General features: G+C 66.4%; 18 protein-coding genes. 6 read left to right on the top strand and 12 right to left on the bottom strand.

What is annotated here, in order from left to right:
* From DXV50_RS01135 to DXV50_RS01125, 3 genes are all read left to right on the top strand, one after another.
* Entirely contained in the window at positions 1 to 1,557 is a 1,557-nt protein-coding gene (locus DXV50_RS01135) for a hypothetical protein (RefSeq protein WP_117204398.1), read from the top strand.
* Between the two features lie 89 nt (positions 1,558 to 1,646).
* Positions 1,647 to 2,183 carry a hypothetical protein gene (locus DXV50_RS01130; RefSeq protein WP_232817413.1) on the top strand — a complete coding sequence of 179 codons (537 nt, stop codon included), beginning with the start codon at positions 1,647 to 1,649 and terminating at the stop codon, positions 2,181 to 2,183.
* Positions 2,184 to 2,392: 209 nt separating this feature from the next.
* Positions 2,393 to 3,358 carry a 3-hydroxyacyl-CoA dehydrogenase gene (locus DXV50_RS01125; protein ID WP_117204396.1) on the top strand — a complete coding sequence of 322 codons (966 nt, stop codon included), beginning with the start codon at positions 2,393 to 2,395 and terminating at the stop codon, positions 3,356 to 3,358.
* Between the two features lie 227 nt (positions 3,359 to 3,585).
* Here DXV50_RS01125 and lgt read toward each other — a convergent pair whose 3' ends face one another.
* The 4 genes from lgt to tyrS form a co-directional block, all read right to left on the bottom strand.
* On the bottom strand, positions 3,586 to 4,401 hold the full coding sequence (lgt, locus tag DXV50_RS01120) for a prolipoprotein diacylglyceryl transferase (RefSeq protein WP_117204395.1): 816 nt from the start codon (positions 4,399 to 4,401) through the stop codon (positions 3,586 to 3,588).
* A gap of 9 nt (positions 4,402 to 4,410) precedes the next feature.
* Positions 4,411 to 4,647, bottom strand: coding sequence for a NifU family protein (locus tag DXV50_RS01115; RefSeq protein WP_117204394.1), 237 nt, complete (start codon positions 4,645 to 4,647; stop codon positions 4,411 to 4,413).
* Positions 4,648 to 4,767: 120 nt separating this feature from the next.
* Positions 4,768 to 7,266, bottom strand: coding sequence for a U32 family peptidase (locus DXV50_RS01110; protein ID WP_198666369.1), 2,499 nt, complete (start codon positions 7,264 to 7,266; stop codon positions 4,768 to 4,770).
* Positions 7,267 to 7,631: 365 nt separating this feature from the next.
* Positions 7,632 to 8,864: a tyrosine--tRNA ligase gene (tyrS, locus tag DXV50_RS01105; protein WP_408634252.1), complete on the bottom strand. Its 1,233-nt coding sequence runs from the start codon at positions 8,862 to 8,864 to the stop codon at positions 7,632 to 7,634.
* Positions 8,865 to 9,109: 245 nt separating this feature from the next.
* On the opposite strand from tyrS, the gene DXV50_RS01100 reads away from it, so the two are divergent.
* Positions 9,110 to 11,326, top strand: a complete 2,217-nt coding sequence (locus DXV50_RS01100; RefSeq protein WP_117204392.1) for a transglycosylase domain-containing protein — start codon at positions 9,110 to 9,112, stop codon at positions 11,324 to 11,326.
* Between the two features lie 105 nt (positions 11,327 to 11,431).
* Here the strand turns inward: DXV50_RS01100 and DXV50_RS01095 are convergent, their stop codons facing one another.
* Positions 11,432 to 11,863 carry an arginine repressor gene (locus tag DXV50_RS01095; RefSeq protein ID WP_117204391.1) on the bottom strand — a complete coding sequence of 144 codons (432 nt, stop codon included), beginning with the start codon at positions 11,861 to 11,863 and terminating at the stop codon, positions 11,432 to 11,434.
* A gap of 196 nt (positions 11,864 to 12,059) precedes the next feature.
* Between DXV50_RS01095 and DXV50_RS01090 the strand changes: the two genes are divergently transcribed.
* Positions 12,060 to 13,232, top strand: a complete 1,173-nt coding sequence (locus DXV50_RS01090) for a cysteine peptidase family C39 domain-containing protein (RefSeq protein WP_232817412.1) — start codon at positions 12,060 to 12,062, stop codon at positions 13,230 to 13,232.
* A gap of 270 nt (positions 13,233 to 13,502) precedes the next feature.
* Here DXV50_RS01090 and DXV50_RS01085 read toward each other — a convergent pair whose 3' ends face one another.
* The 3 genes from DXV50_RS01085 to DXV50_RS01075 form a co-directional block, all read right to left on the bottom strand.
* Positions 13,503 to 15,224, bottom strand: coding sequence for a phospho-sugar mutase (locus DXV50_RS01085; RefSeq protein WP_117204390.1), 1,722 nt, complete (start codon positions 15,222 to 15,224; stop codon positions 13,503 to 13,505).
* Positions 15,225 to 15,408: 184 nt separating this feature from the next.
* The gene (rlmKL, locus tag DXV50_RS01080; protein WP_117204389.1) at positions 15,409 to 17,688 is read right to left on the bottom strand and encodes a bifunctional 23S rRNA (guanine(2069)-N(7))-methyltransferase RlmK/23S rRNA (guanine(2445)-N(2))-methyltransferase RlmL; all 2,280 of its coding nucleotides are present in this window, start codon (positions 17,686 to 17,688) and stop codon (positions 15,409 to 15,411) included.
* Between the two features lie 145 nt (positions 17,689 to 17,833).
* Positions 17,834 to 19,330, bottom strand: a complete 1,497-nt coding sequence (locus DXV50_RS01075) for a S10 family peptidase (RefSeq protein WP_117204388.1) — start codon at positions 19,328 to 19,330, stop codon at positions 17,834 to 17,836.
* A 138-nt stretch (positions 19,331 to 19,468) separates the two neighbouring features.
* On the opposite strand from DXV50_RS01075, the gene DXV50_RS01070 reads away from it, so the two are divergent.
* Entirely contained in the window at positions 19,469 to 21,715 is a 2,247-nt protein-coding gene (locus DXV50_RS01070) for a KUP/HAK/KT family potassium transporter (protein ID WP_117204387.1), read from the top strand.
* Between the two features lie 107 nt (positions 21,716 to 21,822).
* Here DXV50_RS01070 and DXV50_RS01065 read toward each other — a convergent pair whose 3' ends face one another.
* The 4 genes from DXV50_RS01065 to DXV50_RS01050 all read right to left on the bottom strand — a co-directional run bounded on the left by DXV50_RS01065 (position 21,823) and on the right by DXV50_RS01050 (position 25,193).
* On the bottom strand, positions 21,823 to 23,271 hold the full coding sequence (locus DXV50_RS01065; protein ID WP_232817411.1) for a citrate synthase: 1,449 nt from the start codon (positions 23,269 to 23,271) through the stop codon (positions 21,823 to 21,825).
* Positions 23,272 to 23,338: 67 nt separating this feature from the next.
* Positions 23,339 to 23,632, bottom strand: coding sequence for an ACT domain-containing protein (locus DXV50_RS01060; protein WP_117204386.1), 294 nt, complete (start codon positions 23,630 to 23,632; stop codon positions 23,339 to 23,341).
* A gap of 216 nt (positions 23,633 to 23,848) precedes the next feature.
* Entirely contained in the window at positions 23,849 to 24,349 is a 501-nt protein-coding gene (locus tag DXV50_RS01055) for a CarD family transcriptional regulator (protein ID WP_117204385.1), read from the bottom strand.
* Between the two features lie 148 nt (positions 24,350 to 24,497).
* Positions 24,498 to 25,193 carry a peptidylprolyl isomerase gene (locus DXV50_RS01050; protein WP_117204384.1) on the bottom strand — a complete coding sequence of 232 codons (696 nt, stop codon included), beginning with the start codon at positions 25,191 to 25,193 and terminating at the stop codon, positions 24,498 to 24,500.
* Positions 25,194 to 25,383 lie beyond the last annotated feature (190 nt).

The raw sequence follows: 25,383 nt of genomic DNA, 5'->3' as shown, positions 1-25,383 counted from the left end.
ATGGAGCTTGAGGAAAGTCCTGAGGTATACAAGGTCACCGACTATGACGAGCTTCTCTTCTCTCAGGTAAGAGGCTATTTCCGCCGCTCGGAAAGACGTCGCCCGTCTTGCGTAGCATGTCCGACATCCGGCAGCGAGGAGCTCCTGTTTGACGCCCAGAAGCTTTGCGACGAATTCCAGATTGACGTCATAGCCCTCCAGGACAAGCGCCTCCGGCAGCGTTGGAATGAGGAGTTTAGCCGCTACACCCTCAGCCCCGGCATCGCGCGATTCCTGCCCGCCAGGGGCAGCCTCTGCGACGAGGACGACAAGGTAGAAAGCAACTTCGTGGACAACGCCACTTGGCACTCCCTTCCCTACCTGGACAGGCTCCGCGACGAGGCGGCCCGCTGTTCCTCGGGTGAGTACGAACCCAAGCCAACGCCAGCACCCGCGCAAAAGGTCGAACCGCTGGCGCCCAAGCCCGCACAGCCCTTGCCATCGGAGACCAAGCCCACCCGCAGCCAGCCCGTGACCTTCTCGCCCACCGGACTCAACCTCATCGACACGGAAGAGAGGCTCGAGGGCATGCTGGCAGTCCTTCTTAACAAGAAACGCGAGCTGCCCGTTGTTGTCGTAACACGCCGGGCAGGTCTTGACCATGCCTTTGTCGACACCTCGATCCTTGCGACAGAGCTTGACGATACCGCTTGGCTTTTCGAGCTGACGAGTAACGCCCTTGAGTTCAGGCTGTCGGACGGCCTCGAGAGGGCGGGAGCCGCTGACTGCGAGGTTTACAATGGCGCAATCCGCGTGTTCCAGGCTTCTCGCGGCCGCTCTGGGCGTCCGCTAAAGGACACCCGGCTCTTCAAGGCGTTTCCTAACAGCAACGGCAAAGCCCTAGGAGAGAACATTGTCAGTTGCGTCTTTGGCCTAAGAGCGACAGAGCTTCTGACCAATTCAGCACCAAAAGAATGGGAACAGGTCACCGCGAGAGTCATAGGGATTCTCCCCGCCGCCGATAGGGCGATTCTGACCTACCCCGGTGGAATGTGCAGCGCCCGGCCCGAGGAGGTTGCCAACGATGGGGTTGCAGGCCCGCTGCCCATAGATCGGCTCCTGCAGACAGGAATGACGCTGCGAGGCAGGCTCGATACCCAGTCAAAGATTCTCGTTGGTTTTGCGGAAGCTCTGCGCATCCGTCCAGACGAGGCCATCGCCGCCTATGCGGAGGGACAGACCGTTCTGGTGCGCATAGCAAAAATCTTCCCCGACCATTGCACGGTCACGCTCTTTCGGGGGTGGAGGCGTCCATCGAGGCAGACGAGGTCTGCGACCCGGCATTCCCGCTGCCAGACATGGTGGAGATGGGCCAGACCCTTCCGGCACTTGTCGTGGGCCACGAGGCGGAACAAGACGAGTGGCTCCTCTCGGTCAGGCAGGCGGACGCAGACCACATCCAGCCCGCACCATCGCTGCTTCTGGGCGGTCCTTCGTGGCTCTCTCCGGATGACATGGCCGCGCCAGAAGTGGCGGGAGGTGGGCAGGTCAAAGAGATTGACCTCTCTGAGCTGGTGATTCCCGAAGACGCCGGACCAGAGGCGACAATGCACATCAGAGGCTACTACGTTCGTTGGCAAAGAAGCGAACGAGAGAGTAGCAGCCTTTTGAAGCGCGTCGAGAAGGCCGAGAAGAGCAACCGCGGGCTCAGGGACAAGCTCCTGCGCCAGCCGCAAAAGGCAAGCCAAGGTGGCAGTCGCTACAGGCGCCCGCCGGCCGACAACTTCCTGAGCAAGGACGACCGCCTTCGCTTTGAGTGCGAGCGGATGGACTGGCTCCTGCGGGAGGAGTGGACCGGCGCTTTTGGTCCGCAAGATCGCAGCCAGACGCCTCTGAGGGCAGGCAGTTGGGACTACGGCGGCGACTTCTTCGGGACGCTCGAAGTGGCGGGGGTTCAACTGAGAAAGGCACTTCGCTGCATGATCGACGTGGTGCTGGGCCGCGCGGGCAACCGGCAGGAACACCCCCTAAGAACCAACAGAGGCGCGGAGGCGCCGGCTCGCACGACAAGCGATGGGCGGCCCATCATGCGCTGCTACGTAGAGGAGGGGCACCCCCAGGCCGCGAGGCTGCACTACGTCTACCGTCGTGAAGGCGGCGTAACCTTCCTCTCTGTAAGAAAGCATGACGACCTGAGAGCGTAGGGGTGAAGCATGGACTCACCAAGGCCCAAAGGCCATAACAGCGGGGGCTACTCGTCATAAAGACAGTCGTTGTCAACGTGGTATCGATACCCCTTCCCCTTCCGTAGCCGGAGCTACCACCTGCCGAGAAATGCGCGCTTTTTGGCAGCTCAGAGCCTATAACGGTCGCAAGCTCAGGTTTGCCCGCATCCAAGGAGAGGGGAATTCCAATGAAGGTCGAAGACATCAAGAACGTAACCGTTGCCGGCGGCGGCACCCAGGGAAGCCAGATTGCCTCTCAGATTGCCTATAAGGGCTTTGCCGTGACGGTGTGGGTCCGCAGCGAGGCCTCCGTCGAGCGCGCCCGCGTGCGTTTTGCCACCATTAAGGAGCAGTACCTCTCCACGTTGGAGGCCATGAAGACCGACGCCTCCGCCTACTGCCGCGGCCTGACCGACACGCCCGACCTCTCCGCAGAGCAGATTGACGCCCTTGTCACCCAGGCGGAGGAGCGCCTCTCGGCCATCAAGTTTGAGACCGACTGGGACGCCGCTTTTGGCAACGCGGACCTGGTGGTTGAGTGCATCAACGAGAACCCGCAGGAGAAGACCGAGTTCTACACCAAGCTCTCCGCGCACCTGCCGGAGCGCACCGTCATCCTGACCGACTCCTCCACCATGCTGCCCAGCATGTTCGCCGAGGCCACGGGCAGGCCGGACAAGTACATGTCGCTGCACTTTGGCAACCAGATCTGGCGCAACAACATGACCGAGCTCATGCGCCACGACGGCACCGACCCCGAAGTCTTTGAACTGGCGGCACAGTTTGCCGAGGCCATCGGCATGGTGCCGCTCAAGCTCAACCGCGAGCAGCCCGGCTACATCCTGAACAGCCTGCTCATCCCCTGGTTCAAGGCCGCGACCTCACTGGTTGCCACCGGCGTCTGCGACGCCGAGACCGTCGACAAGTGCTGGGAGCTCGCCACCGGCGCCGACCCCGGCCAGACGCCCTTCCGCAAGCTGGACAAGATCGGCCTGGTGCTGGCCCGCAACATCCTCTCCATGGACCCCGCGGCCAAGGACCCCGCAAGCGGCCTGGCCAAGAGCGTGAGCATGCTCAACGGCTACATCGACGAGGGCAAGACCGGCATCGCCGCCGGCGAGGGCTTCTACAAGTACGAGAGCTACGACAAGTAATGCCTCACGGCTAACCGTGGGGCGCACCCAACCCCGGTATGTACGAGCTTCAAAAATTGATGCCCTGGCGAGAAATGCGCTGACCTGCGCTTTTCTCGCCAGGGCTTTTGTTTTGTGAGCATATCAATCATGAAATTGCGTACATACCAGGGTAAGCGCCGGCCAACTCCCAACAAAAAAGGCCGGAGAGCGGCTTGGCTCTCCGGCCCCGTAGCAATCAGACCTTCCTACTCCAAATGCCCCACCTGCGGGCGGTTGAGGCGCCGCGACAGCACCAGCACCACGACGCCCAGCACCACCAGCGGCAGGCTCAGGCACTGGCCCATGGTGATGGGGCCAAAGAGGTAGCCCAGCTGCGCGTCGGGCACGCGGACGAACTCCACCAAGAAGCGGAAGACGCCGTAAAGCACCAGGAACACGCCCATGAAGGTGCCCTGCGGGCGCGCCGGGCGCCGGCGGCTCAGCAGGAACAGCACGCAGAAGATGACCAGGCCCTCCAGCACGGCCTCGTAGAGCTGCGAGGGGTGGCGGTAGACGTTGCCGCCCGTGGGAAACATCACGCCCCAGGGAAGCGAGGTCTCCTTGCCCCAGAGCTCGCCGTTGACGAAGTTCGCGCAGCGGCCAAAGAACAGCCCCCACGGCGCACCAATGACGCCCAGGTCACACACGGTGGGAATGGAGATGTGGTACATGCGGCACACGATGGAGCCGCCCACCACGGCGCCGACGAGCCCGCCGTGGAAGCTCATGCCTCCCTGGTTGAGCGCGAATATCTCAAGCGGGTGCTCCAGGTAGTAGCCCGCCCCATAGAACACCACGTAGAAGAGGCGTGCGCCAATGATGACGCCAAACGCCACGCCAATGACGATGCTCATGATGTCGTCGGGCGTGAGGCCAAGCTCCCAACGGCGGGAGACGCGCCAGATCACCCAGGCCGCCAGCGCAAAGCCCGCCAGGTAGGCAATGCCGTACCAGCGGACGGAGACGGGTCCCAGCGTGAAGGCGATGGGGTTCAGCGAGTGGTAGAGCTCGTTCAGAAACACGTCGGCCGCCTAGAGCATTGCGGGCTGGACGCGGGTCACGCCGGGGACGTGCTCCATGAGGATGCGCTCGATGCCCTCGGACATGTCCATGGAGGACAGAGGGCAGCCGGCGCAGGCACCCTGCATCTCGAGGGTGACCACGCCCTCGTCGTTGACGTCGATGAGCTCGACGTCGCCGCCGTCGGCCTGGAGGCTCTGGCGGATGATGTCGAGGGTCTCCTCAAGAAGCTCGCGGTTGACAGCCATGGTGGCTCCTTTCGTCGCGCGACCGCCCGGCCGCGCGCTGATCTTGCGCAGGCGAGAAGCCCACGCGGTCCATACATCACGCGCCGCGCGCGGCTTGCGTGCGCGGCCCAAAGTCACATGTTACCCAATGCCCGCAAAGAGGTGACCGGAGGTGGCCCCGGCAAGGCGCGCCGCAGGACGGCGCCCTGCCTTGGCCGCCGCGATGGCGCGGCAGACGCGCTCCACCGCAAACGTGGTCTCCTTGGGGCCAAGCAGGGTGCAGTCGGCAAGGAGCCAGCGGACGCCAGCCTCCACCAGCTGGTCTGCCTGGGGCGTGGCGTCAAGCGGGTGCGCCGCCCAGATGCGGGAGCGGCCGTTGACGTCCGTGCGGACGGGCAGCAAGTTGCCGTCGATGTCCTTGAGGGAGAGGCGGCGTGCGCGCTGCGGGCACTTCTCGCAGTTGTGGACGCAGCGGCCCAGGGCCTGCAGGACGCAGTGCTCGCTCGTCATGGCGCGCTCGCGGCCCAGGACCGAGAGGCCCACCGGGACGCTGGCCGCGCGGGCAAGCTCGCAGGCCTCCTCCAGAGTGAGCTCGCAGGAGAGCCAGACCGCCTTGGCGCCGGCAGCCTCCATTGCCAGAAGCGCGCTCTTGTTGTGGACGGGGATGCACGGGCGCACCTCGGCCGCGGCGTCCCGCTCGGCGGCAAGGGCCAGCTCGGAGATGTTGCCCACGGCCACGGGCTCGCCCTGGCGGACCCACGGGTCAAGGCGGGCGTGGTCGGCCTCGCGGCAGACCTCGTCCAGCCAGGGGATGACGCCCTCGGGCCAGTCTCCGCGGGCCAGGTCGTCCACGGTGGCGTAGACGCGCCCGGCACCGGCCTCAAGGGCCGCGCGGGCACACTCGGGGTCCGCCACCAAGGCGCAGGCGCAGGGCTCGACGGGCTCCACGTCGGCGGCGGCGGGAACGCCGGCCTCCACGCGCACGGCCTCGCGGCGCTCCTCGCGCAGCTGCTCGGACGGCACGGGCGCCGTCGTGGCCTGGCGCTCCCCATACGGGGCCAGAAGGGCCTCCACCAGGGACTTCACCGCCTGCGCGCGCACCTTGTGCACGGCCGAGAAGCCCATGCCGCAGCCCTCGTCCATCTCCACGTCAAAGCTCACCGGCTCGAAGGGGCCGCCGCCCATGCGGCCCACGTGCTCCACGAGGTCCTCCTCGCTCACGGGGCGGGTGCGGGCGGCCTCCACCACAAAGCCCTCGGCCGCGGCCTCGCCGTCGGCGCAGGCCAGCTCCACGCGGAAGGGCTGTCCCAGGCGGGCCACCACGCGCACCGTCACCGGGCGGCGACGAGAGACGTCTGCCGCCGCGGCACGGGCCGCCGCGTCGATGGCATTCTGGGAGCGGATGACGCTCACGATGGAGCCGGCGGGCACCGGGCGCGACGCCAGGCAGGTGATGGTGGCGCCGGCGGGGGCGTCGGCCTCCGCGTGGACGGTCAGGAACTGGCTCGGGTCGTCAACGGGACGCAGCTCAAGCAAGTCGCCCTTCTCCACGGGCTCGGTCAGGGAGATGACGGCCTCGGCCTGGGTGTAGCGGCGCGTACGCGTGCGGCCGCCGTTACCGCCGCCCCTGCGGGCCACGCGGTCCTCCAGGGCGCGGGAGGACGCCACGGTCCCCACGACCTCGCCTCGGTTGTTGGAGCGGTCGTAGCTCATCATCTCGTCGCCAGAGGTGCCCATGAGGTAGGCGTCGGTGAAGTCGCGGTTGAAGGCGCGCTTGAGGCGGCGGTGGACGGCCAGGTCCTCCGCGGCGTCAAGCTGGCGGCCGGTCAGCGTGGCGTCGATGGCCTCGCGGTAGGCGCCCACCACGTTGTAGACGTAGTCCGGGGCCTTCATGCGGCCCTCCACCTTGAGGGAGCCCACGCCAGCGTCGATCATCTCCTGGAGGTGGTCGACGGTGCAGTAGTCCTTGGGGCAGAGCGGACGGGTATTGCCCAGGGCCTCCACCACGTTGCCCTCCTCGTCAACCAGGTCGTGCGGCAGGCGGCAGGGCTGGGCGCACAGGCCGCGGTTGGCAGAGCGCCCGGTGGCAAGAGAGCTCATCATGCAGACGCCGGAGTAGCAGAAGCACAGGGCGCCGTGGCCAAAGCACTCCAGCTCGACGCCCTCCTCGGCAATGCGCGAGATCTCCTTGAGGGAGAGCTCGCGCGAGAGGGTCACACGGTCGGCGCCCATCTGGCGGCACCAGGCCGTGCCGCGGGCGTCGTGGATGTTGGCCTGGGTGGAGACGTGCGTCTCAATCTGCGGCCAGGCGCGGCGGATCTCGCCGAACAGGCCCCAGTCCTGGATGATGAAGGCGTCTGCGCCCAGAAGCCAGGCACGGCGGACCAGGTCCAGCACGCGGGAGATCTCGCGCGTGGCAATGGCCACGTTGACGGTCACGTAGACGCGGGCGCCGGCCAGGTGCGCGCGGCGGCAGGCCTCGGCAAAGGTCTCCTCGGTGAAGTTCTTTGCGCTGCGGCGGGCGTTGAAATCGTTGCCCAGGCCACAGTAGATGGCGTCTGCGCCCGCGGCCAGGGCGGCATTGAAGGGTTCGGGGCCGCCGGCGGGCGCCAGCAGCTCGATGACGTTCTTGTGGGCCAAGATCTGCTCCCATCAGCCCAGTCGTTGCATAACCTGCCTACGATACCGCAGCCCAACGCCGCGCCGCCCCCGCACGAGCCGCCTGCGAGAAGAACGCACTTCTCGCCAGCCGCTCAGATTTGCGTTCCAGTGGAAGCCGCTTTTGAGCGGCGGGCCGCCGTTGTCGTTTTTGCTCACTTTTGCCCTCCGCTGGAAGCAAAACGTGAGCAGAAAGGACCCTTCTCGACCCCGCGCGCAGAAACGCGTTCCAGTGGAAACCAAAACTGAGCAGCTCTCCATCGGCCTCCGCGCCCCACAAAAAACGGGCGACCCCAGGGGGCCGCCCGCATTTGCGCACCAATGTCGCTTGGCGAGAAGCGCCGCCGCTAGACCAGCTTGGCCCAGTGCTTCTTTCCGGACTGCAGCGCCGTGCCGGAGTGGAAGAGCTCGGGGTCAACGTTGTAGCTCTTGGGGGCCACGGCCTGGCCGTCGATCTTCACGCCGCCGCCGTCGATGAGCCTGCGGGCCTCGCCGGTGGACTTGGCAATCTCGACGTCCACGAGGAGCTTGGCCAGGTAGACCTTGCCCTCGTCATTGGGGGCGGCCAGGCTCACCGGGAACTCGGCCACGTCATCGGGCATCTCACCCTTCTTGAACTGGGCGTCAAAGGCGGCCATGGCCTTCTCGCCGGCGCCCTCGCCGTGGTAGAGGTCCACGATGCTGACGCCCAGGGCGCGCTTGAGCTGGTAGGCGTCGGCCGTGCCGTTGGCAAAGGCCTCGTCGATGGCGTCCATCTCCTCGATGGAGAGGGTGGAGCACAGGCGGTAGTACATGGGCACGATCTCATCTGCGATGGACATGACCTTGCCGAACATGTCGTTGGGCTCGTCGGTGAGGCCGATGTAGTTGCCGTAGCTCTTGGACATCTTCTTCACGCCGTCGGTGCCCAGCAGCAGCGGCACGGTGAGGGCCACCTGGGGCTCCATGCCCTCGGCGCGCATGAGGTCGCGGCCGGCCAGCAGGTTGAAGATCTGGTCGTTGCCGCCCATCTCGACGTCGGCCTTGATGACCACGGAGTCGTAGGCCTGTAGCACCGGGTAGATGAACTCGTGCAGGGCGATGGACTGGCCGTTGGCGTAGCGGTTGTGGAAGTCCTCGCGCTCCAGGATGCGGGCCACATTGAACTTGCTCATGAGGCCGAGCATGCTGCCCAGGTCAAGCGGCTTGATCCAGTCGCCGTTGTGGACGATGGTGGTCTTCTCGGGGTCAAGCACCTTCATGGCCTGCTCGACGTAGGTCTTGGCGTTGGCCTCCACCTGCTCCTCGGTGAGTGGCGGACGGGTGGAGTCGCGGCCGGACGGGTCTCCGATGAGGGCGGTGCCGTTGCCGATGATGAGGGTCACCTTGTGGCCCAGGTCCTGGAACTGGCGCATCTTGCGCAGGGGGACGGCGTGGCCGAGGTGAAGGTCCGGGCTCGTGGGGTCAACGCCCAGCTTGATGTTGAGGGGCGTGCCCTTCTCGAGCTTCTTCTTGAGCTCGTCCATGGGCACGACCTGCATCGTGCCGGAAGTGATCACCTTGAGTTGCTCGTCGACAGACAGCACTGCTCTGCCCTCCATAGGGTCTTCGTTTACCTGACTGCCCGCTGCAGTCGTACATAACTTTAAGAATAGCGCAGTCGTCGCAGAAGATGCGCAGGACATGTGGGGCAAACGTCCGCGCGACGGCCCCGGGCGCGGCGAGAAGGGCGCGCCCTCGCGTGGTGAGGCTGCGGTGACGGGGCGACCGCGATGCCGCGGGCGCTGGTCGCACACTATAATGAGTCAGATTGACCGACGGATCTCCTACAGGGAGGAATCAGTTCATGGGGATCAGAACCCGTAGGGCGCACCTGCACTCAAAGACCCATGTCGCCGGCTTTGGCATCGCCGGTGCCATCGGCTTCATGGCGCTTCTCGTCCTCGCCCTCGTCATGTCTCTTGGCGGCGTGGTGTCTTCCTGGCTGGAGGACCTACCCGACTACTCCTCCACCGACTCCTACCTGGTGGCGGAGCCCACGCGCATCTACGACTCCAAGGGCAACGAGATTGCGGCCTACTACCTGCAGGCCCGTCGTTCCGTGGACATCAGCGACATCTCGGAGTACGTGGTGCAGGGCACCGTGGACACCGAGGACAAGCGCTTCTACACGCACAACGGCGTAGACCCCCAGGGCATCCTGCGCGCCGTGGTGGGCCAGGTCATCGGCAATGACGCCGGCGGCGGCTCCACCATCACGCAGCAGCTGGTGAGAAACACCGTGCTCTCCGACGAGCAGTTTGAGATGTCCCTCAAGCGCAAGGTGCGCGAGGCCTACATTGCCATCCAGATGGAGAAGACGTACACCAAGAAGCAGATCCTTAACATGTACCTCAACACCATCTACTACGGCCACGGCGCCTACGGCATCGAGGCCGCCAGCACCATCTACTTCAATAAGCATGCCAGCGAGCTCACCCTGGCCGAGGCGGCCACGCTGGTGGGCCTGCCCAACTCCCCCTCCTACTACGACCCCACGAGCAACCCCGAGGGCTGCAAGAACAGGCGCAACCTCGTCCTGGAGCGCATGCTTGAGGCCGGTCACATCACCGAGGAGGAGTGCCGCGCCGCGCAGGCCGAGGAGATCAACCTCAACCTGGGCACGCTGGTGGACTCCGTGGGCAAGTACCCCTACTTCACCGACTACGTGAAGAGCCTGCTGCTCAAGGACTTTGACTCCGACACCGTCTTCCAAGGCGGCCTCAAGGTCTACACCACCCTTGACCCGGACTACCAGGAGGCCGCGCAGAAGGCCGTGACCGACCGCATAAGCTCCGCCGGCAACGACAGCATCAACGGCGCCCTCGTCTCCATCGACAACACCAACGGTTACATCAAGGCCCTGGTGGGCGGCGCCGACTACGAGACCCAGCAGTTCAACCTGGCCACCCAGTCCGCGCGCCAGGCCGGCTCCTCGTTCAAGACGTTTGCCCTTGTCGCCGCCATCCGCGAGGGCATGAACCCCAACATCATGCTCAACTGCGGCCCCACCATGACGATCACGCCCACCTGGACGGTCAGCAACTACGGCAAGCACGACTACGGCACGCGCACCCTCGCCTCCGCTACGGCCATCTCGTCCAACACCGCCTACGCGCAGGTGGCCGAGGCCATCGGCGCCAACGCCATCATCGACACCGCCCACACCATGGGCCTGGACGCCACCCTGCAGCCCTACCTGACCATCGCCCTGGGCGCCGTGGCCGTCTCCCCGCTGCAGATGTGCGAGGCCTACTCCACCCTGCCGGCCGACGGCGTGCACCACGACGCCGTGGCCATCACCAAGATCGAGTCGCGCACCGGCCAGGTGGTCTACGAGCACCAGGACTCCAACGAGCAGGCGCTCGAGCGCTCCGTGGCCGAGGCCACCATCGACGTCCTCAAGGGCGTCGTCACCAGCGGCAACACCGGCTACTACGTCGCCAGCCACTTCACGGCCAACCAGCCCGTCGCCGGCAAGACCGGCACCTCCGACGACGCCGAGAACCTCTGGTTCTGCGGCTTCACCCCTCAGCTCACCACCGTCGTCTGGTGCGGCAACCCCAACGCCAACGTCCGCGTGTACTACCAGGGCTCCGTCGCCACCACGCAGAACACCGTCCAGCCCATCTGGTGCGACTACATGAACGCGGTGCTTGACGGTGTGGCCCGCGAGGAGTTCCCCACCGGCGGCGGCACGCCCGACTACAAGCCCAACACCTCCTGGACCTTCGTGGGCACCAACGCCTCCGCCAACGACGAGACCCAGCAGGAGACCGAGGAGGATACCAAGCCCGAGACCACCACGACCGAGCCCACCACCTCCACCACCACTCCGACGACGCCAACCACGCCGACCACCCCCACGACGCCTTCCACGGGCGGCGAGACCGGCGGCACCTCCGGCGGCAGCGGGTCTGCCGGCGACACCGGCGGCAACGGCGGCACCGGTGAAACGGGCGGAACGGGCGGCGGAGACTCCGGCACCACCACGACGCCCACCACGCCGACCCCGGGCGCATAGCAAGACGGCAGCACGCAAGCGGCCCACGACGAGACCAACGTCGTGGGCCGCTCTCTTTTATCGAGAAGACCGCTCTTCTCGCCAGGGATGGCGCGGGCGGCAGGGCTACTCGGCGTTACCGAGCTTCTGGATGAGGTTCTGCAGGGACTTGGCGTTCTCCGTGGTGTCCGCGATCACGAGGACGGTGTCGTTGCCGGCAACGGAGCCCAGGGCGTGCGCAAGGGCCGCGTCGTCCACGGCCGCAGCCACGCCGGAGGCCGTGCCCGGCTGGCACTTGACCACCACGAGGTTCTCGGCGCGCAGAACGCAGACCACGAACTCGGAGAGCATGCGCTGGAGGTGCAGGTCCTCCGCCAGCACGTAGACGCCCTCGGGCAGCTTGCGCAGGCCCATGTCGGCAATGTCTCGGGAGACCGTGGCCTGAGTGCAGGCGTAGCCCATTGCCTGCAGCTCGTCGACGAGGCCGCGCTGCGTGCGGACGGTCTTCCCGCGGACGATCTCCCTGATGGCGTCCTGCCTGCTGTTCCTGCGCTTCATGGCATGCTCCCCTTCTGCTTGTCCGTCAGGCAGCGTATCACAGGCGTGCCGAAAGGTGCCAAAGGGGACGGGGGTGAGTGGCACGTCCAACCGCACGGCGTGCCACTCACCCCCGTCCCCTTTGGCACGTCGCTCGCTGCCGTATGATGCCGTCAGAACACATAACCGCATCGCAGACTCCCACGGAGGTCACCACATGTCGTATCAGCAGCAGGGCCCGCGAGGCGACGGCCGCGGCTCACGTCCCCGCTCCTCCCAGGGAGGCCGGGGCCGAGACGGGTCTGGCTCCGTCCTCAACGGAAACGGGCTCTCCGGCGCCGGCAGCACCCGCCAGCGTATCAACCTCTCCGGCGGCTCCTACCACGGCCCCACCGGCGTCTCTCGCCGCAGCAACCCCGGCAGGCTGAGGAGCGGCAAGGGCAACGGCGGATACCCGCTCAAGTCGAGGAACATCAACTTCACCGGAAGGCGCGGCCTGGGCCGCGGCGGAGTGGACCGTCGCATCTTCCTGGTGGGCGCGGCGGCGCTCGTCCTGGTGATCGTCCTCGTCCTGGTGGTCTCGAGCTGCGTGCGCGGCTGCTCCCCGGACGGGGGCCAGCAGCAGGCGGAGTCCCAGAACCAGGTTGACTCCCGCGTGGCCGCAGGCATCTCCGACGACCTCAGCAAGGAGTTCAAGACCGCACTTGACCGCAACGACAAGCTCGCGCAGATTGCCGCCAACGCAGACAAGTACTCTGACCAGCAGCTCCTCGAGCTCGCCCTTGCCCAGCCCGAGGCCATCGACTTCGTAGCCTCCTACCCGGACGCCAACAAGAGCGCGCAGGCCTACTCCGACGCGGCCCACAAGGGCACCGCGCCCACCCTCTACAACTGGGACGCCCGCTGGGGCGCCGTTGACTACGCCGGGCACGCCCTGGCCCTCACCGGCTCCGGCCCCACCAGCATCTCGATGGCCTACATGGGCCTCACCGGCAGCAACGACAAGACGCCCGCCGACGTTGCTGCCCTCGTTTCCACAGACAACCTGGCCACGGGAGACTCCTCCATGTCCTCCGACGCCGTCGAGAAGGTCGCCGGCAGCCTGGGGCTCGCCGCCAAGAGCTACACCTCCAGCCGCCAGACGCTCCTCGACGTCCTGGACGCCGGCACCTACATCCTGGCCGAGGTCAGGGCCGGGGCGCTCACTGATGCGGCCCACTGGGTCCTGGTGACCACCGAGAACGAGAACGGCACCGTCCTCGTCCATGACCCCACCTCCCCCGAGGCCACCGCCCGCTCCTGGGACCCTGCCACCATAGCCAGCGCCTGCGACACCTTCTACGGCCTCTCCCAGGCCGAAGCCACCACCAACGGCGACGCCACCAACTAGCACACCAAAACATCACGGCCCCACCCAAACCCAAAGGGCGCCTGCACCCCCTCAACGGCGTGCAGGCGCCCTTTTTACGCCCCGGAAAAGCAGTCCAACCCATCTGCTCTTCTCTCCTAATGCTCTTGCTCTTTGCATTTGTTGGCCGAAGGGTTGCCCGTTGAAACGACAGAGGCCCCGGCAAGTTGCTAAGCAGGGATTCTGAGCGCGCAAAGCGCGCGAACATCCCTGCGTGCAACTTGCCGGGGCCTCCCCTGGCGTTACCGACCGCTACGACAGCAGCTTCTCACTGTCCGCACGAAGCCTGTCACGCACCGTCTCGGACTCCTCGCGCGTGGTGCCCTTGGAGAACAGGTACGCCTTGACCTTGGGCTCGGTGCCGGAGGGACGGAAGATGACCTTGTTGTCGTCCTCCAGGCGGAACTCGATGACGTTGGCGGCGGGCAGCTCCTGCGCGGCCTCCTTCTGCAGGCCGGAGACACGCGGCATCTCCGCGCAGGCGGCGTAGTCGGTCATGCCGACCACCTTAAAGCCGCCGATCTCTGCAGGCGGGTTCTCGCGCAGGCCGCTCATGATGCCGGCCATCTTCTGGGCGCCGGACTCGCCGGGGAAGGAGGCGTTCACGGTGCCGTTGAGGTAGTAGCCGTACTTCTTGTACAGGGCGTCCATGGCCTCGTAGAGGTCCATGCCCTTCTGGGCATAGTAGCTGGCCATCTCCACGCAGAGCATGGTGGCGACGATGGCGTCCTTGTCGCGGGCGTGGGTGCCCACCAGATAGCCGTAGGACTCCTCGAAGCCCATGAGGAAGCGGTCCTCCTCGCCGGCGTTCTTGAGCTGGTCAATCTGATCGCCGATGTACTTGAATCCCGTGAGCACGCGGCGCATCTCAAAGCCCCAGTCGCGGGCCAGGGCGTCCGGCATGGCGGAGGAGACGATGGTGGAGACGGCCACCTTGGAGGCCACGTCCTCGCCGTTCTCCTTGGCCATGTTGGCCAGCCAGTCCATCAGCAGGACACCCATCTCGTTGCCGGAGAGCAGGACGTAGTCGCCGTCGTGCGGAATGGCGCTGCCCATGCGGTCCGCGTCGGGGTCGGTGGCAACCAGCAGGTTGGGCTTGACCTTGTCGGCAAGCTTCAGGCCCAGCTCAAGTGCCTCGCGGAACTCGGGGTTGGGATAGTTGCACGTGGGGAAGTTTCCGTCGGGCTCGGCCTGCTCGGGAACGACGGTCACGTTCTCGACGCCAATCTCCTTGAGGATACGGGTCACGCACTCCATGCCCGTGCCGTTGAGCGGCGTGTAGACCACGGAGTAGTCCGGGGAGGCCTTGAAGCCCGGGACGGAGACCTTCTTGATGCTCTGGATGAAGCTGTCCAGGACCTCCTCGGGCGTCCACTCAATGAGGCCCTGCTCAAGGCCCTCGTCAAAGTCCATGGTCTTGACGTCGAAGGGGCTCACCTTGGCGATGTTGGCAGAGATCTCTGCCGCGGCCTCGTCGGTGATCTGGCCGCCGTTGTCGTTGTAGACCTTGTAGCCGTTGTACTTGGCCGGGTTATGGGAGGCCGTGAGCACGATGCCCGCGGAGGTGCCCAGGTGACGCACGGCAAAGGAGAGCGTGGGCACCGGCTCGATGCGCGGATACACGTAGACGTGGACGCCGTTGGCCGCGAGCACGGAGGCCGCCACGCGCTGGAAGTCCTCGCCCTTCAGGCGGGAGTCACGCGCGAGCGCGATCGTGGGGTTCTCGTAGTGGGCGTTGAGGTAGTCGGCCACGCCCTGGGTGGCTTGGGCCACCACGTAGACGTTCATGCGGTTGGTGCCGACGCCCAGGACGCCGCGCAGGCCGGCGGTGCCAAAGGCCAGCGTGCGGTAGAAGGCGTCGGAGAGCTGCTCCTCGTTGCCAGGCTTGACGAGCTCGGAAAGCTCGGCGGCAAGGTCGGGCTCCTTGACATTGTCCTGCCAGAGCCTGACCGTGGCCTCGATGTTCTGATCCATGTTGTTCTCCCCCACTTCGTGGTGCGGGACGCACCCGCGCCGGCTGTGCATGGTGGAACCATTCTAGTAGCGGGCACGGCCGCCGGCGGCAACTAAACGCCGACCGCACGTAACGCGCGGTCGGCGGTGGGTTTTCCGCGCACAGGCCGTGCGGTAAGGGCCCATTTTGCGTTTGGGGAGCTCGTTACCCGCGCTTGACGATGTAGCAGTGGTGAATCTTCTTGTTGCGCTGGAAGTCCTCGGGGATGGTCTCCTCCGTGATGTCCTCCAGCACGACGCCCGCCTTCTTCAGGGCCTCCACATCGGGCTTGAAGCCGCGCAGATTGCACGAGAAGATGGCGCTACCGTTGCGCGTCAGCAGGCGAGAAACGCCAATGATCAGCTCCACGTGGTCGCGCTGCACGTCAAAGGAGCTCTTGCGCATGCGCTGGGAGTTGGAGAACGTGGGCACGTCGCAGAAGACAAGGTCCCAGCGGTTGGGGCTGTGGCGCTGCTCGTTGATGTAGGAGAGCACGTCCGCCTGGACAAACTCGTGCTCAGGCCCCCTGAAGCCGTTGCGGGCCATGTTGCGGCGGGCCCAGTCGAGGCTCGGGCGCGAGAGGTCCACCGTGGTGGTGTGCTTGGCGCCTCCGTCGGCGGCGTAGCAGGTGGCCGTGCCAGTGTAGGCAAACAGGTTGAGGAAGCGCTTGGAGCCCAGCGTCTGCTTCATCATCTCCCTGATGCGAGAGCGGGTCTCGCGATGGTCCAGGAAGATGCCGCAGTCAAGGCGCGTGGAGAAGTTCACCTCAAAGGTGAGGCCACCCTCGTCAACGAGGTGCGCCCCCTCGGGCAGGTCGGTCAGGCTCGGCTTGTGGCGGTTGCGCAGGTCGGCGCGCTGGCCGCGCAGGCGCGCGTAGGCGTCCTCGTAGCGCTCGGGCGTGGTAGGCGCGGAGCCGTGGCCGGCGTACTGAGAGCCGCCGCGGGCGCGGGTGCGCACGCGCAGGTTGACGCATCTGGGGTCCACGTCCAGGACGCGCGGGGCGATGGCCAGCACGTCCATGAGGCGCCTGCGGGCAAGCTGGCGGTCAATGTCCTTGGGGGCGGCGTACTCGCTGATCTGCAGCCAGCGGCCGCGGCCCTCCAGGCCCTGGTAGAGCTCGATGGCCACGGAGTAGTCGGGCAGGTCGGCGTCGTAGACGCGGTAGCAGCTGACGTCCTCGCGGCGGGCCCACTTGGCGCGCAGCTTGGCCACCTTGGCCAGGCGGCGGGCAAACTGGTCGCTCGCGGGCACCAGCACGGGGACGCGCACGTTGCCGGCAAGCGTGACCTCCGCGGGGGCGGCGAGCTCGTCGGTGGCCTCGTAGAAGGCAAGCTCGCCGTCGTCCCTGCCCACGTAGACGTCCACGCGGGCGGCCGGCTCGGCGCGCAGGGCAGCGTCGAGCGAGTCGCTCTTGGCAAGGGCCGCGACAGAGAGGCCGGCCACGGCGGACGCCTCAGAGAGGACGGACGCCTCGACGGCAAGGGAGTCGTCGTCCAGCCAGGAGAGGTCGCAGGTCACCAGGCGTCCGCCCTTTGCGGTGCGCACGGCGTCTGCCGCCTCGGGCACGCCGACGAAGGAGACCTCGCAGGAGATGCCGGCCGCGCGCAGCGTCTGGCGGCAGGCGGACTCGGCGCCGCGGCGCGTGTCGCAGGCCAGCAGGGTGAGACCGTTCTTCTCGCCGGCCTCGGCGCGGCGGTCGGCGTCGTCCAACAGTGCCTCCCAGGCGGCGGCGTCATGGCCAGCCCAGCCCTCAAAGCCCCAGCGCGGGCGCAGCAGGCCCGGGGCGCGGTCGAGCGCGGCGCCGGCCGCCTCGGCAAGGACGCTGCCCTGGCCCGCCCACAGGGCAGCCAGCACGGGGTCGCCGTGGCGCACCTCGCGGAACCAGCCACCGGCCGCCAGGAGCGCCGCGGCGTAGTCTGGGCGCAGCGGGGCCACGTCCTTGGCGGCGCGCGAGTCGTAGCCGCGGTGGAAGAGCGGCTCGCCGGAGAGGTCGATGCAGGCGGTGGCGCGCTCACTGGAGACGCGGACGGCCACGGTGACGTCCGGGCGGTTGGTGTCGGTCATGGGGCGGGCGCCGCGGGCGTGGAAGATGACGTCTGAGATGGCGTCCTTGGAGCGCAGGGCCACAAACTGGGTGTTCCTGAGGTTGGCGTTGGTGCCGTGGGCGTCGATGGCAAAGGTGGCGCCGGGGGCAAGGTGGCTCGTCCAGTCGATGCGGCACAGGCCCTCGTAGAGGCTGTCGGCGGTATGGGCGTCCACGCGGGCGAGCACCAGCAGCACGCGGGACGCAAGGCGGCTCCACAGGCACGCGCGGTACGCGTCCGCGAGCTCGCCGCCAAAGCTGACCTGGCCGCGCAGGGCCCTGACCTGCGGAATCTTGAGAGACGCCAGCTCCTCGGCCAGCAGCTTCTCAAAGCCCTTGGGACACGTAGCAAAGAACTCCATCGGGACACCTCTCGCCCGTCGAGCGGCAGCGCCGCTGCTCACAACAAATCGCAGGCCATTTTCTCATGCGCGGCGCCGATTCACACCATCGCCACCAACAGGGGCTTCTCGCCCGCGCCCAGGCGAGAAGCCCCTCCGGCAGAGACTACCTGCGCTGGTACCACTCGTGCAGGTCCTCGCCCATGGCCTCGAGGGTGGGGACGTCGGTGTAGGCCATGTGGCCGCACCCATAGCGGTACCAGCTCACGCGCTCCTTGAGCTCGGGCGAGAGGTACTGGCAGCTCATGTCGTGGACGACGTTCCAGAACGTGGTGGCGGCGTCGTAGCGGCCGCCGATGATGGCCAGCTTGCACGTGGGGTTGCGGCGCAGCGCCACGGCAATGTCCACGGCAACGTTGGGCGCCTCGGCCTTGTAGGAGCAGCCAGGCTCCTCGTGGCGCCAGTCCCACTTAGTGCCGACCTTCTCGTAGTTGCTGGAGAGGTAGCGGGCGGCGCCGCGGTAGCCCAGCTCCTCGCGGCAGAAGGCGCGGAAGGCCTTGGTCCACGCGGGCTCCACGGCATCGGCCGCGGCGTCCTCACCGGCGACCCACTCCACCGAGGTCTGCATCGGGGAAAGCGCGTCGGAGGCAAAGCGGGTGTCAAGGCGGCCGCAGATCTTGCCCTCGTCGGCGAGAAGCGCCATGCGGAAGTCCGCCAGGTCCACGCGCAGGTGGTGGGCGAGCAGGTACTCGGGCGCCAGGCCCACGAACTTGGACATCTTGCGGGCGACCTCGCGCTCGCGGCGGGCGTCAAGGCGGTCGCCCTTCAGCAGTGCCGGGGCCAGCACGTCCTCGGTGAACTCAAGGGCGCGGTCGAACCACTCGTCGGGGTCCACGCCCTTGCCCGCACGGCCAAACCACTGGGCCGTGGCGGCGTAGGTGGGCATCATGCCCAGGTAGTAGAGGTCCTCGCCCGGCTGCACCTGCACCCAGTCAAGGATCGCGGAGAGAAGCACCACGCCCGTGACCGCCACGCCGCGCTCGCCCAGGATGCGCATGAGGACGGAGTTGCGGACGGTGCCGTAGGACTCGCCGAAGAGGTAGAGCGGGCTGGACCAGCGGCCGTTCTCCTCGAGCCACGCGCAGATGGCGCGGGCGAAGGCGTCCGCGTCGCCGTCCACGCCAAAGACGCTCGCAGGCTCGCAGTCGTCGGCCACGCAGGACCAGCCGGTGCCCAGGGCGTCCAGGAAGACCACGTCGGTGTCGCGCAGGACGGTGTGGGGGTTGTCCTCCACGGCCGCGTCGGCGCGCACGTGGCCGCAGCCGTCGGTGGCCACGCGGCGCGGGCCGATGCCGCCGAAGTCGATGGGCACCGAGGAGGAGCCCGGGCCGCCGTTGAAGGCAAAGGTCACGGGACGGGCGGGGTCGGCCGCGCCAGAGTCGTCGACGGCCACGTAGGAGAGGCTGAACATGCGGCCCAGCAGCTTGCCGGCGTCGCTCACCACATCCAGGTGCGCGGCCGTGGCCTCATAGTCGATCTTCTCGCCGCCTGCAGACCACGTGAGGCGGGCGCTCGCGGGCTCGGGGACGTCGAGCTCACGGGCGGGTGCGGCTCCCATGAAGGGGTTGGACGTCACGTCCTTCTCGCCGGGGTTCTCTGACATATCGGTTCCTTTCTCATGTCTATGGTTACGCGCGTACATTCTAGTCCCATGCGGCCAGTCGATAAGTACCTGCAAAAGAGCTAAACTAACGTGCTTGTACCTTTGGACCCCAATGTATTGTTGTCGATTTGGAGCATCATGGCAGCATCAATCAATGACACGCCGGCCACCGTCCGCGCGCGTCGCGCGAAGAGCGCGGGCATCCCGCTCTCCGCGGGTATGATCCTCGTCACCCTGGGCGTGGTCTACGGCGACATCGGCACGAGCCCGATGTACACGCTCAAGGCCATCATGAGCGGCAACGGCGGACTGGCCACCATGAGCACCGACGTGGTGCTGGGCGCCCTCTCCCTCATCATCTGGACGCTCACGCTCATCACCACCGTCAAGTACGTCCTGGTTGCCATGAAGGCCGACAACCACAACGAGGGCGGCATCTTCGCCCTCTACAGCCTGGTCAGGCGCTGCGCCAAGTGGCTCATCATCCCCGCCATGGTGGGCGGCGCCGCGCTTCTGGCCGACGGCATCCTCACCCCCGCCGTGACGGTCACCACCGCCATCGAGGGCCTGCGCACCGTCGACTTCTGCTACGCCATCATGGGAGACAACCAGGGCATCGTCGTGGCCATCACCCTGGCCATCCTGTGCATGCTCTTCCTCATGCAGAAGGCGGGAACCTCCACCATCGGCAAGGCGTTCGGCCCCATCATGACGCTGTGGTTCGCCTTCCTGGGCGTCTCGGGCCTCGTGCACGTCATCGGCAACGTCGGCGTCCTGCGCGCGCTCAACCCCGTGCGCGGCCTCACGTTCCTCTTCGACGGCAACCTCAACGCCGCCGGCGTCATGGTCCTGGGCAACGTCTTCCTCTGCACCACCGGCGCCGAGGCCCTCTACTCCGACATGGGTCACGTGGGCAAGGCCAATATCTACGCCTCCTGGCCCTTCGTGAAGGCCTGCCTCATCATCAACTACCTGGGCCAGGGCGCCTGGATCATCGCCAACAACGCCAACGCGAGCCTCATGGCCGTGCCCGACCTCAACCCCTTCTACCAGATGCTGCCCGAGCAGCTGCGCGTCTTCGCGGTCATCCTGTCCGCCTTCGCGGCCATCATCGCCTCCCAGGCGCTCATCACGGGCTCCTACTCCATCGTTTCCGAGGCCGTCCGCCTCGACCTCATGCCGCACATGCGCGTCAACTACCCCTCCGAGACCAAGGGCCAGATTTACATCCCCATGGTCAACAACATCATGTGGGTGGGCTGCATGGGCGTCGTCCTGCTGTTCCGCAGCTCCGAGCACATGGAGGCGGCGTACGGCCTGGCCATCACGGTCACCATGCTCATGACCACGCTGCTGCTGTTCACCTACCTCTCCAAAGTGCGCCACAAGATGGGCCTGGCCATCCCGTTCCTCGTCTTCTTCGGCGCCATCGAGGCCATGTTCTTCTTCTCGAGCCTCACCAAGTTCTTCCACGGCGGCTACGTGACCGTGCTTCTGGCCACCGCCATCTTCGTCGTCATGTACGTCTGGCGCCGCGGCACCGCCATCGAGCACACCCAGAGCGTCTACCTGCCCGTGGACAAGTACCTGGACCAGCTCTTCGACCTCTCGCACGACGAGGACTACCCCCTGCTTGCCGACAACCTGGTGTTTCTCACCAACGACTCGTCCTTCGACAAGCTCGACCGCGACGTGCTCTACTCCATCCTGGACAAGCGTCCCAAGCGTGCCAAGGCGTACTACTTCCTGAACGTCCAGGTGACCGACGAGCCCTACACCCATGAGTACATCGTCAACAACTTTGACACGGACTTCCTCTTCAAGGTGCAGCTGCGCCTGGGCTTCAGGGTCAACCAGCGCGTGAACACCTACCTGTACCAGATCGTGAGCGACCTGGTGGCAAACAACCAGATCGCCGCGCAGAACCACAGGTACTCGATCTACCGCGAGCACTCCAACGTGGGCGACTTCCGCTTCTGCCTGCTGCGCAAGGTCATCTCCCCCGAGACCGACATCCCGGGCTTCGACGCGCGCGTCATGGAGCTCAAGTACCTCATCAGGCGCCTGTGCGGCTCGCCCGCCAAGTGGTACGGCCTGGAGAGCTCCAACATCATCTTCGAGTACGTGCCGCTCTTCTCCAAGGCCAAGCAGCAGCACAAGCTCAAGCGCATCGAGTTCGCCGGCTCCAAGCCCTCTGCAGCCGCCACGCACGCCCCCGACGCCGTCGACGAGGACGACGAGCCCGAGGACATCTTCAGCTCCGCGATGAAGGGCGAGCGCGAGAAGAACCTCGCCGACGCCACGAGCGCCCTGGTGGGCGGAGACACCGCCAGCTTCAAGCCCCTCGTCATCGACGAGGACGAGGAGGAGGACTCCGAGGAGTAGCCCGCCGGCACGGCCAGATAGCAAGGGCGCCGCCTTCCATCCGGGAGGCGGCGCCCTATTTGTTGCTGCTTTCGGCTCAAGGCGAGAAGGACTTCTCGCCGTGCGCCCTAGCGCTGGCTCATGGGGACGTAGTTGCCGTCGCCCATGATGGAGTTGTAGGCCGGGCGGATGATGCGGCCGGCGCCGTAGAGCTCCTCCATGCGGTGCGCGCACCAGCCGGCCAGGCGGGCCATGGCGAAGATGGCCGTGTACATGTCGGCGGGGATGCCCAGCATGGAGTAGACAAAGCCCGTGTAGAGGTCCACGTTGGCGCAGATGGGCTTGGTGACCCCGCGAACGTCCCTCATGACCTCGGGGCCGAGCCTCTCGATGTTCTGGAGCAGGTGGAACTTGCGCTCGCGGCCCTTCTCGCCGGCGAGCTTGCCCGCGTACTTCTTGATGCTGACGGCGCGGGGGTCGCTCTTGGTGTAGACGGCGTGGCCAAGGCCGTAGATGAGGCCGCTGCCGTCGAACTCCTCGCCGCGAACCAGGCGGGTGAGGTAGTCGGCCACCTGGTCCTCGTCCTCCCAGTCCGCGATCTTCTCGGAGGCGTCCTCGATCATGGCACCAACCTTGGCGTTGGCGCCGCCGTGCTTGGGGCCCTTGAGGGAGCCGATGGCGGCCGCGTAGGCGGAGTAGGCGTCCGTACCCGAGGACGAGAGCACGCGCGTGGTGAACGTGGAGTTGTTGCCGCCGCCGTGCTCCGCGTGGAGCATGAGCATGACGTCCAGCAGCATTGCCTCGTCGTGGGTGAAGCCCTGGTCGCCGCGAAGGACGTCCAGCAGCGTCTCTGCCATGGAGTAGCCCTCGCACGGGGGCGGGACCAGCAGCTTGGTGCCCGTGGCGGCCGCAACGGCGGCCTCGTGGGCCACGGCGGCCGTCCTCGGCCAGCGACCCAGAAGCGAGAGCGCCACGTCAATCTCGTGGGTGGGCGTGGTGTCGTCCGGCGTGGGGTCAAAGGAGTAGAGCAGCAGCGTGGCGCGCTGCAGGACGTTCATGATGTTCTGGCTGTACGTGGTGCGCGGGAAGATGTGGAGGAAGCCCTCGGGCAGCTGGCGACGGCAGTCGATGCGCGCCTTGAAGTCAGCCAGCTGGTCCGCCGTTGGGAGCGCGCCCGTGATGAGGAGGTAGGCCGCCTCCTCGTAGCCAAAGCGGTCCTCCGCGTGCGCGTTGTCGATGAGGTCGGACACGCGGTAGCCACGGTAGAACAGGTCTCCCTCGTCGGGGACCACGCCCTCGGCGGTCTTGTTGTAGCCGTGCACGTTGGAGATGGTCGTGAGGCCCACCAGGACGCCGGAGCCGTCCGCGTTGCGCAGGCCGCGCTTGACGTCGTACTTCTGGTAGAGCTCGGCAGGCACCACGTCGACGTCCGCGTAGCCGTGGTAGAGCCGGTCTGCCACGGGCGGCAGCCCTAGGGCCACGGAGGGCATGGGGTAGGCGTCGGGCACGTGCGTCAGGGCGGAGGTGTCAAGCGAGGTGAGGGTGGGGCCGATGCCCTTGATTCCAAAGCTGGTCACGGTGCCTCCTGGGGGTGCGCTGCGGCACGGCCGGAAGACCGCCCCGCAAGGTGTGTGGGAGCGCCTCCTAGAGGCGATACATATAGCGGAAGACGTCCTCGCGCTGGAGCGTGATCTGGACGCCCAGGGACTCGGACAGGTCGTCGAGCTTGCCCTTGAGCTCGGAGAACTCGACAGACTCGCCCAGCTCGACCAGCATGGTCATGGTGAAGATGCCCTGCAGGATGGTCTGGGAGATGTCGAGGATGTTGGCCTCGCGCTCGGCCAGGGCGCCGCTGACCGCGGCGACGATGCCGGGACAGTCGCTTCCCAGGACGGTGATGATCGCGCGGTTGCTGGTCTGGGCGTCGGAAGTCGTCATGGGTCCTCCTCGGTGGTTGGCACGCGGGAGCCTCTGGGAGCGCCGCATGCGCGGTCGAATACCGTCAATTCTATATGAGGCTCCCAAGACCCGGCGCAGGGCAGCCCCATGACGTCACAAAACGTAACGCGGGCGGCGAGAAGTGCGTGCCTCTCGCCGCCCGCGCGTGGCAAGCGTGGTTCTGCGGGGGCCGGCGCGAGCCGCGTCGGCAGGCCCCTAGTTCTGGCTGGCCTGCTCCTCCGTAACGCCCTCGAAGAGCGCGACGACGTCCTCCTGGGTGCACTCCAGGGCGCATGAGAGCTCCCCCAGGGAGCGCTCGCGCGCCTGCTTGAGGATGCGCTCGTAGGACACGGGCGGCTTCTTGTTGCGGGCCTGCGCCGCAGCTATGCGTGCGCGGAAGGTCTTGACTATGCGCACGGAGTCACGGCAGCTGCCGTTGCGAATCTCCTGCTTGAAGTGCTCTTCCTCGAGGTAGTTGTTACGCTCGGTGAAGGTGTCCACGTCCATGCTGGCGTAGTCGTCGATGATCTGGCGGGCCTCCTGGGCGGACAGCACGCGGCGCAGGCGCCCCTCGCTGGCGACGGGATAGCTGATGTGCACGGGATGGCGCTGCCCCAGTGGCAGGAGCTTGTACGTTGCGTCCGGACCCTCGCCCACACCCTCGACCCTGCAGACTCCCTGACCCGGATGGACAATGTACGCGCCGACCTCAAACATGTGCATGCTCCTTTCAGCTTTTGAGCATTATAGCACGTCAGAGGCCTTTTTTAGACAAATTCACCTCAGAGTATTGCATTGGCCACCCAATGCAAGTAAGGTTTTGGCTTTTTTTTAGACGATCTAGTCTTCTCCCCTGTCGCAAGTCCTAGTCCGTGATGGTGATCTTGGAAATCTTGGGCTGGCTCTCCTTGGGCACCGTGCCGTTGGAGTCGGTCACGGGCGTGTTCTGGCAGATGGCGTCCACCACGTCCATGCCCGAGGTCACGTTGCCAAAGGCCGCGTAGTTGCCGTTAAGGCTGTCGGTATCTTTCTGCATGATGAAGAACTGGGAGCTTGCGGAGTTGTACGTCTGCGAGCGGGCCATGGAGATGGTGCCGCGGGTGTGCGGCAGGCTGTTCTTGACGTTGTTGGCAGAGAACTCGCCCTTGATGCACTGGCCCGAGCCGCCCGCGCCGTCCCCGTTGGGGTCTCCGCCCTGGATCATGAAGCCCTCAATGACGCGGTGGAAGGTCAGGCCGTCGTAGAAGCCCTCGTTGGCAAGGTGGCAGAAGTTGGAGACCGTGATGGGCGCCACGTTGGCGTTGAGCGCCACCTCGATGGTGCCGTAGCCCTCGACCTCTATGGTGGCATGGTGGACGCCCGTACCATAGGGGTCGTCGTCGGCGACGGACTCGATGATGCCCGAGGACGCCTGGGCCTTGCCCGAGGAGCTGGCCGAGCCGTCCGAGGAGCCCTGTGCGCCTCCCCGCTGCCCGCAGGCGGCAAGCGCGACGACGCAGGCGAGAAGTACGGCGAGTGCCGGCACCGCGCCGGCAAGGGGACGCTTGTTGCAGGACTTCATGGGGACCTCCGGGGTACGGCTTTGGCTGTTGCCTTGACCTTACCGCAACGGCGCGGGCTTCTCGGCTGGGGCACGGACCCAAAGCGTGGTGCGATTTGGGTTCGAGGGGCGGCGCCATGGCGGTATGGAAAAGAGCCCGCAGGCCTCTGACCTGCGGGCTCCTTGCTGCCTTGCTTCTGGGGCGAACCCA

The sequence above is a fragment of the Paratractidigestivibacter faecalis genome (assembly GCF_003416765.1).
In the GTDB taxonomy this organism is placed as follows: Bacteria; Actinomycetota; Coriobacteriia; order Coriobacteriales; family Atopobiaceae; genus Paratractidigestivibacter; species Paratractidigestivibacter faecalis.
This window is presented reverse-complemented; position numbering and strand designations above follow the sequence as displayed.

Bases quoted from the DNA above. Each gene is read 5' to 3' on its own strand.
- DXV50_RS01135 (WP_117204398.1), top strand. From the start codon at position 1: ATGGAGCTTGAGGAAAGTCCTGAGGTATACAAGGTCACCGACTATGAC.
- DXV50_RS01125 (WP_117204396.1), top strand. From the start codon at position 2,393: ATGAAGGTCGAAGACATCAAGAACGTAACCGTTGCCGGCGGCGGCACC.
- DXV50_RS01115 (WP_117204394.1), bottom strand. From the start codon at position 4,647: ATGGCTGTCAACCGCGAGCTTCTTGAGGAGACCCTCGACATCATCCGC.
- tyrS (WP_408634252.1), bottom strand. From the start codon at position 8,864: ATGGAGGGCAGAGCAGTGCTGTCTGTCGACGAGCAACTCAAGGTGATC.
- DXV50_RS01100 (WP_117204392.1), top strand. From the start codon at position 9,110: ATGGGGATCAGAACCCGTAGGGCGCACCTGCACTCAAAGACCCATGTC.
- DXV50_RS01095 (WP_117204391.1), bottom strand. From the start codon at position 11,863: ATGAAGCGCAGGAACAGCAGGCAGGACGCCATCAGGGAGATCGTCCGC.
- DXV50_RS01090 (WP_232817412.1), top strand. From the start codon at position 12,060: ATGTCGTATCAGCAGCAGGGCCCGCGAGGCGACGGCCGCGGCTCACGT.
- DXV50_RS01085 (WP_117204390.1), bottom strand. From the start codon at position 15,224: ATGGATCAGAACATCGAGGCCACGGTCAGGCTCTGGCAGGACAATGTC.
- rlmKL (WP_117204389.1), bottom strand. From the start codon at position 17,688: ATGGAGTTCTTTGCTACGTGTCCCAAGGGCTTTGAGAAGCTGCTGGCC.
- DXV50_RS01075 (WP_117204388.1), bottom strand. From the start codon at position 19,330: ATGTCAGAGAACCCCGGCGAGAAGGACGTGACGTCCAACCCCTTCATG.
- DXV50_RS01070 (WP_117204387.1), top strand. From the start codon at position 19,469: ATGGCAGCATCAATCAATGACACGCCGGCCACCGTCCGCGCGCGTCGC.
- DXV50_RS01060 (WP_117204386.1), bottom strand. From the start codon at position 23,632: ATGACGACTTCCGACGCCCAGACCAGCAACCGCGCGATCATCACCGTC.
- DXV50_RS01055 (WP_117204385.1), bottom strand. From the start codon at position 24,349: ATGTTTGAGGTCGGCGCGTACATTGTCCATCCGGGTCAGGGAGTCTGC.
- DXV50_RS01050 (WP_117204384.1), bottom strand. From the start codon at position 25,193: ATGAAGTCCTGCAACAAGCGTCCCCTTGCCGGCGCGGTGCCGGCACTC.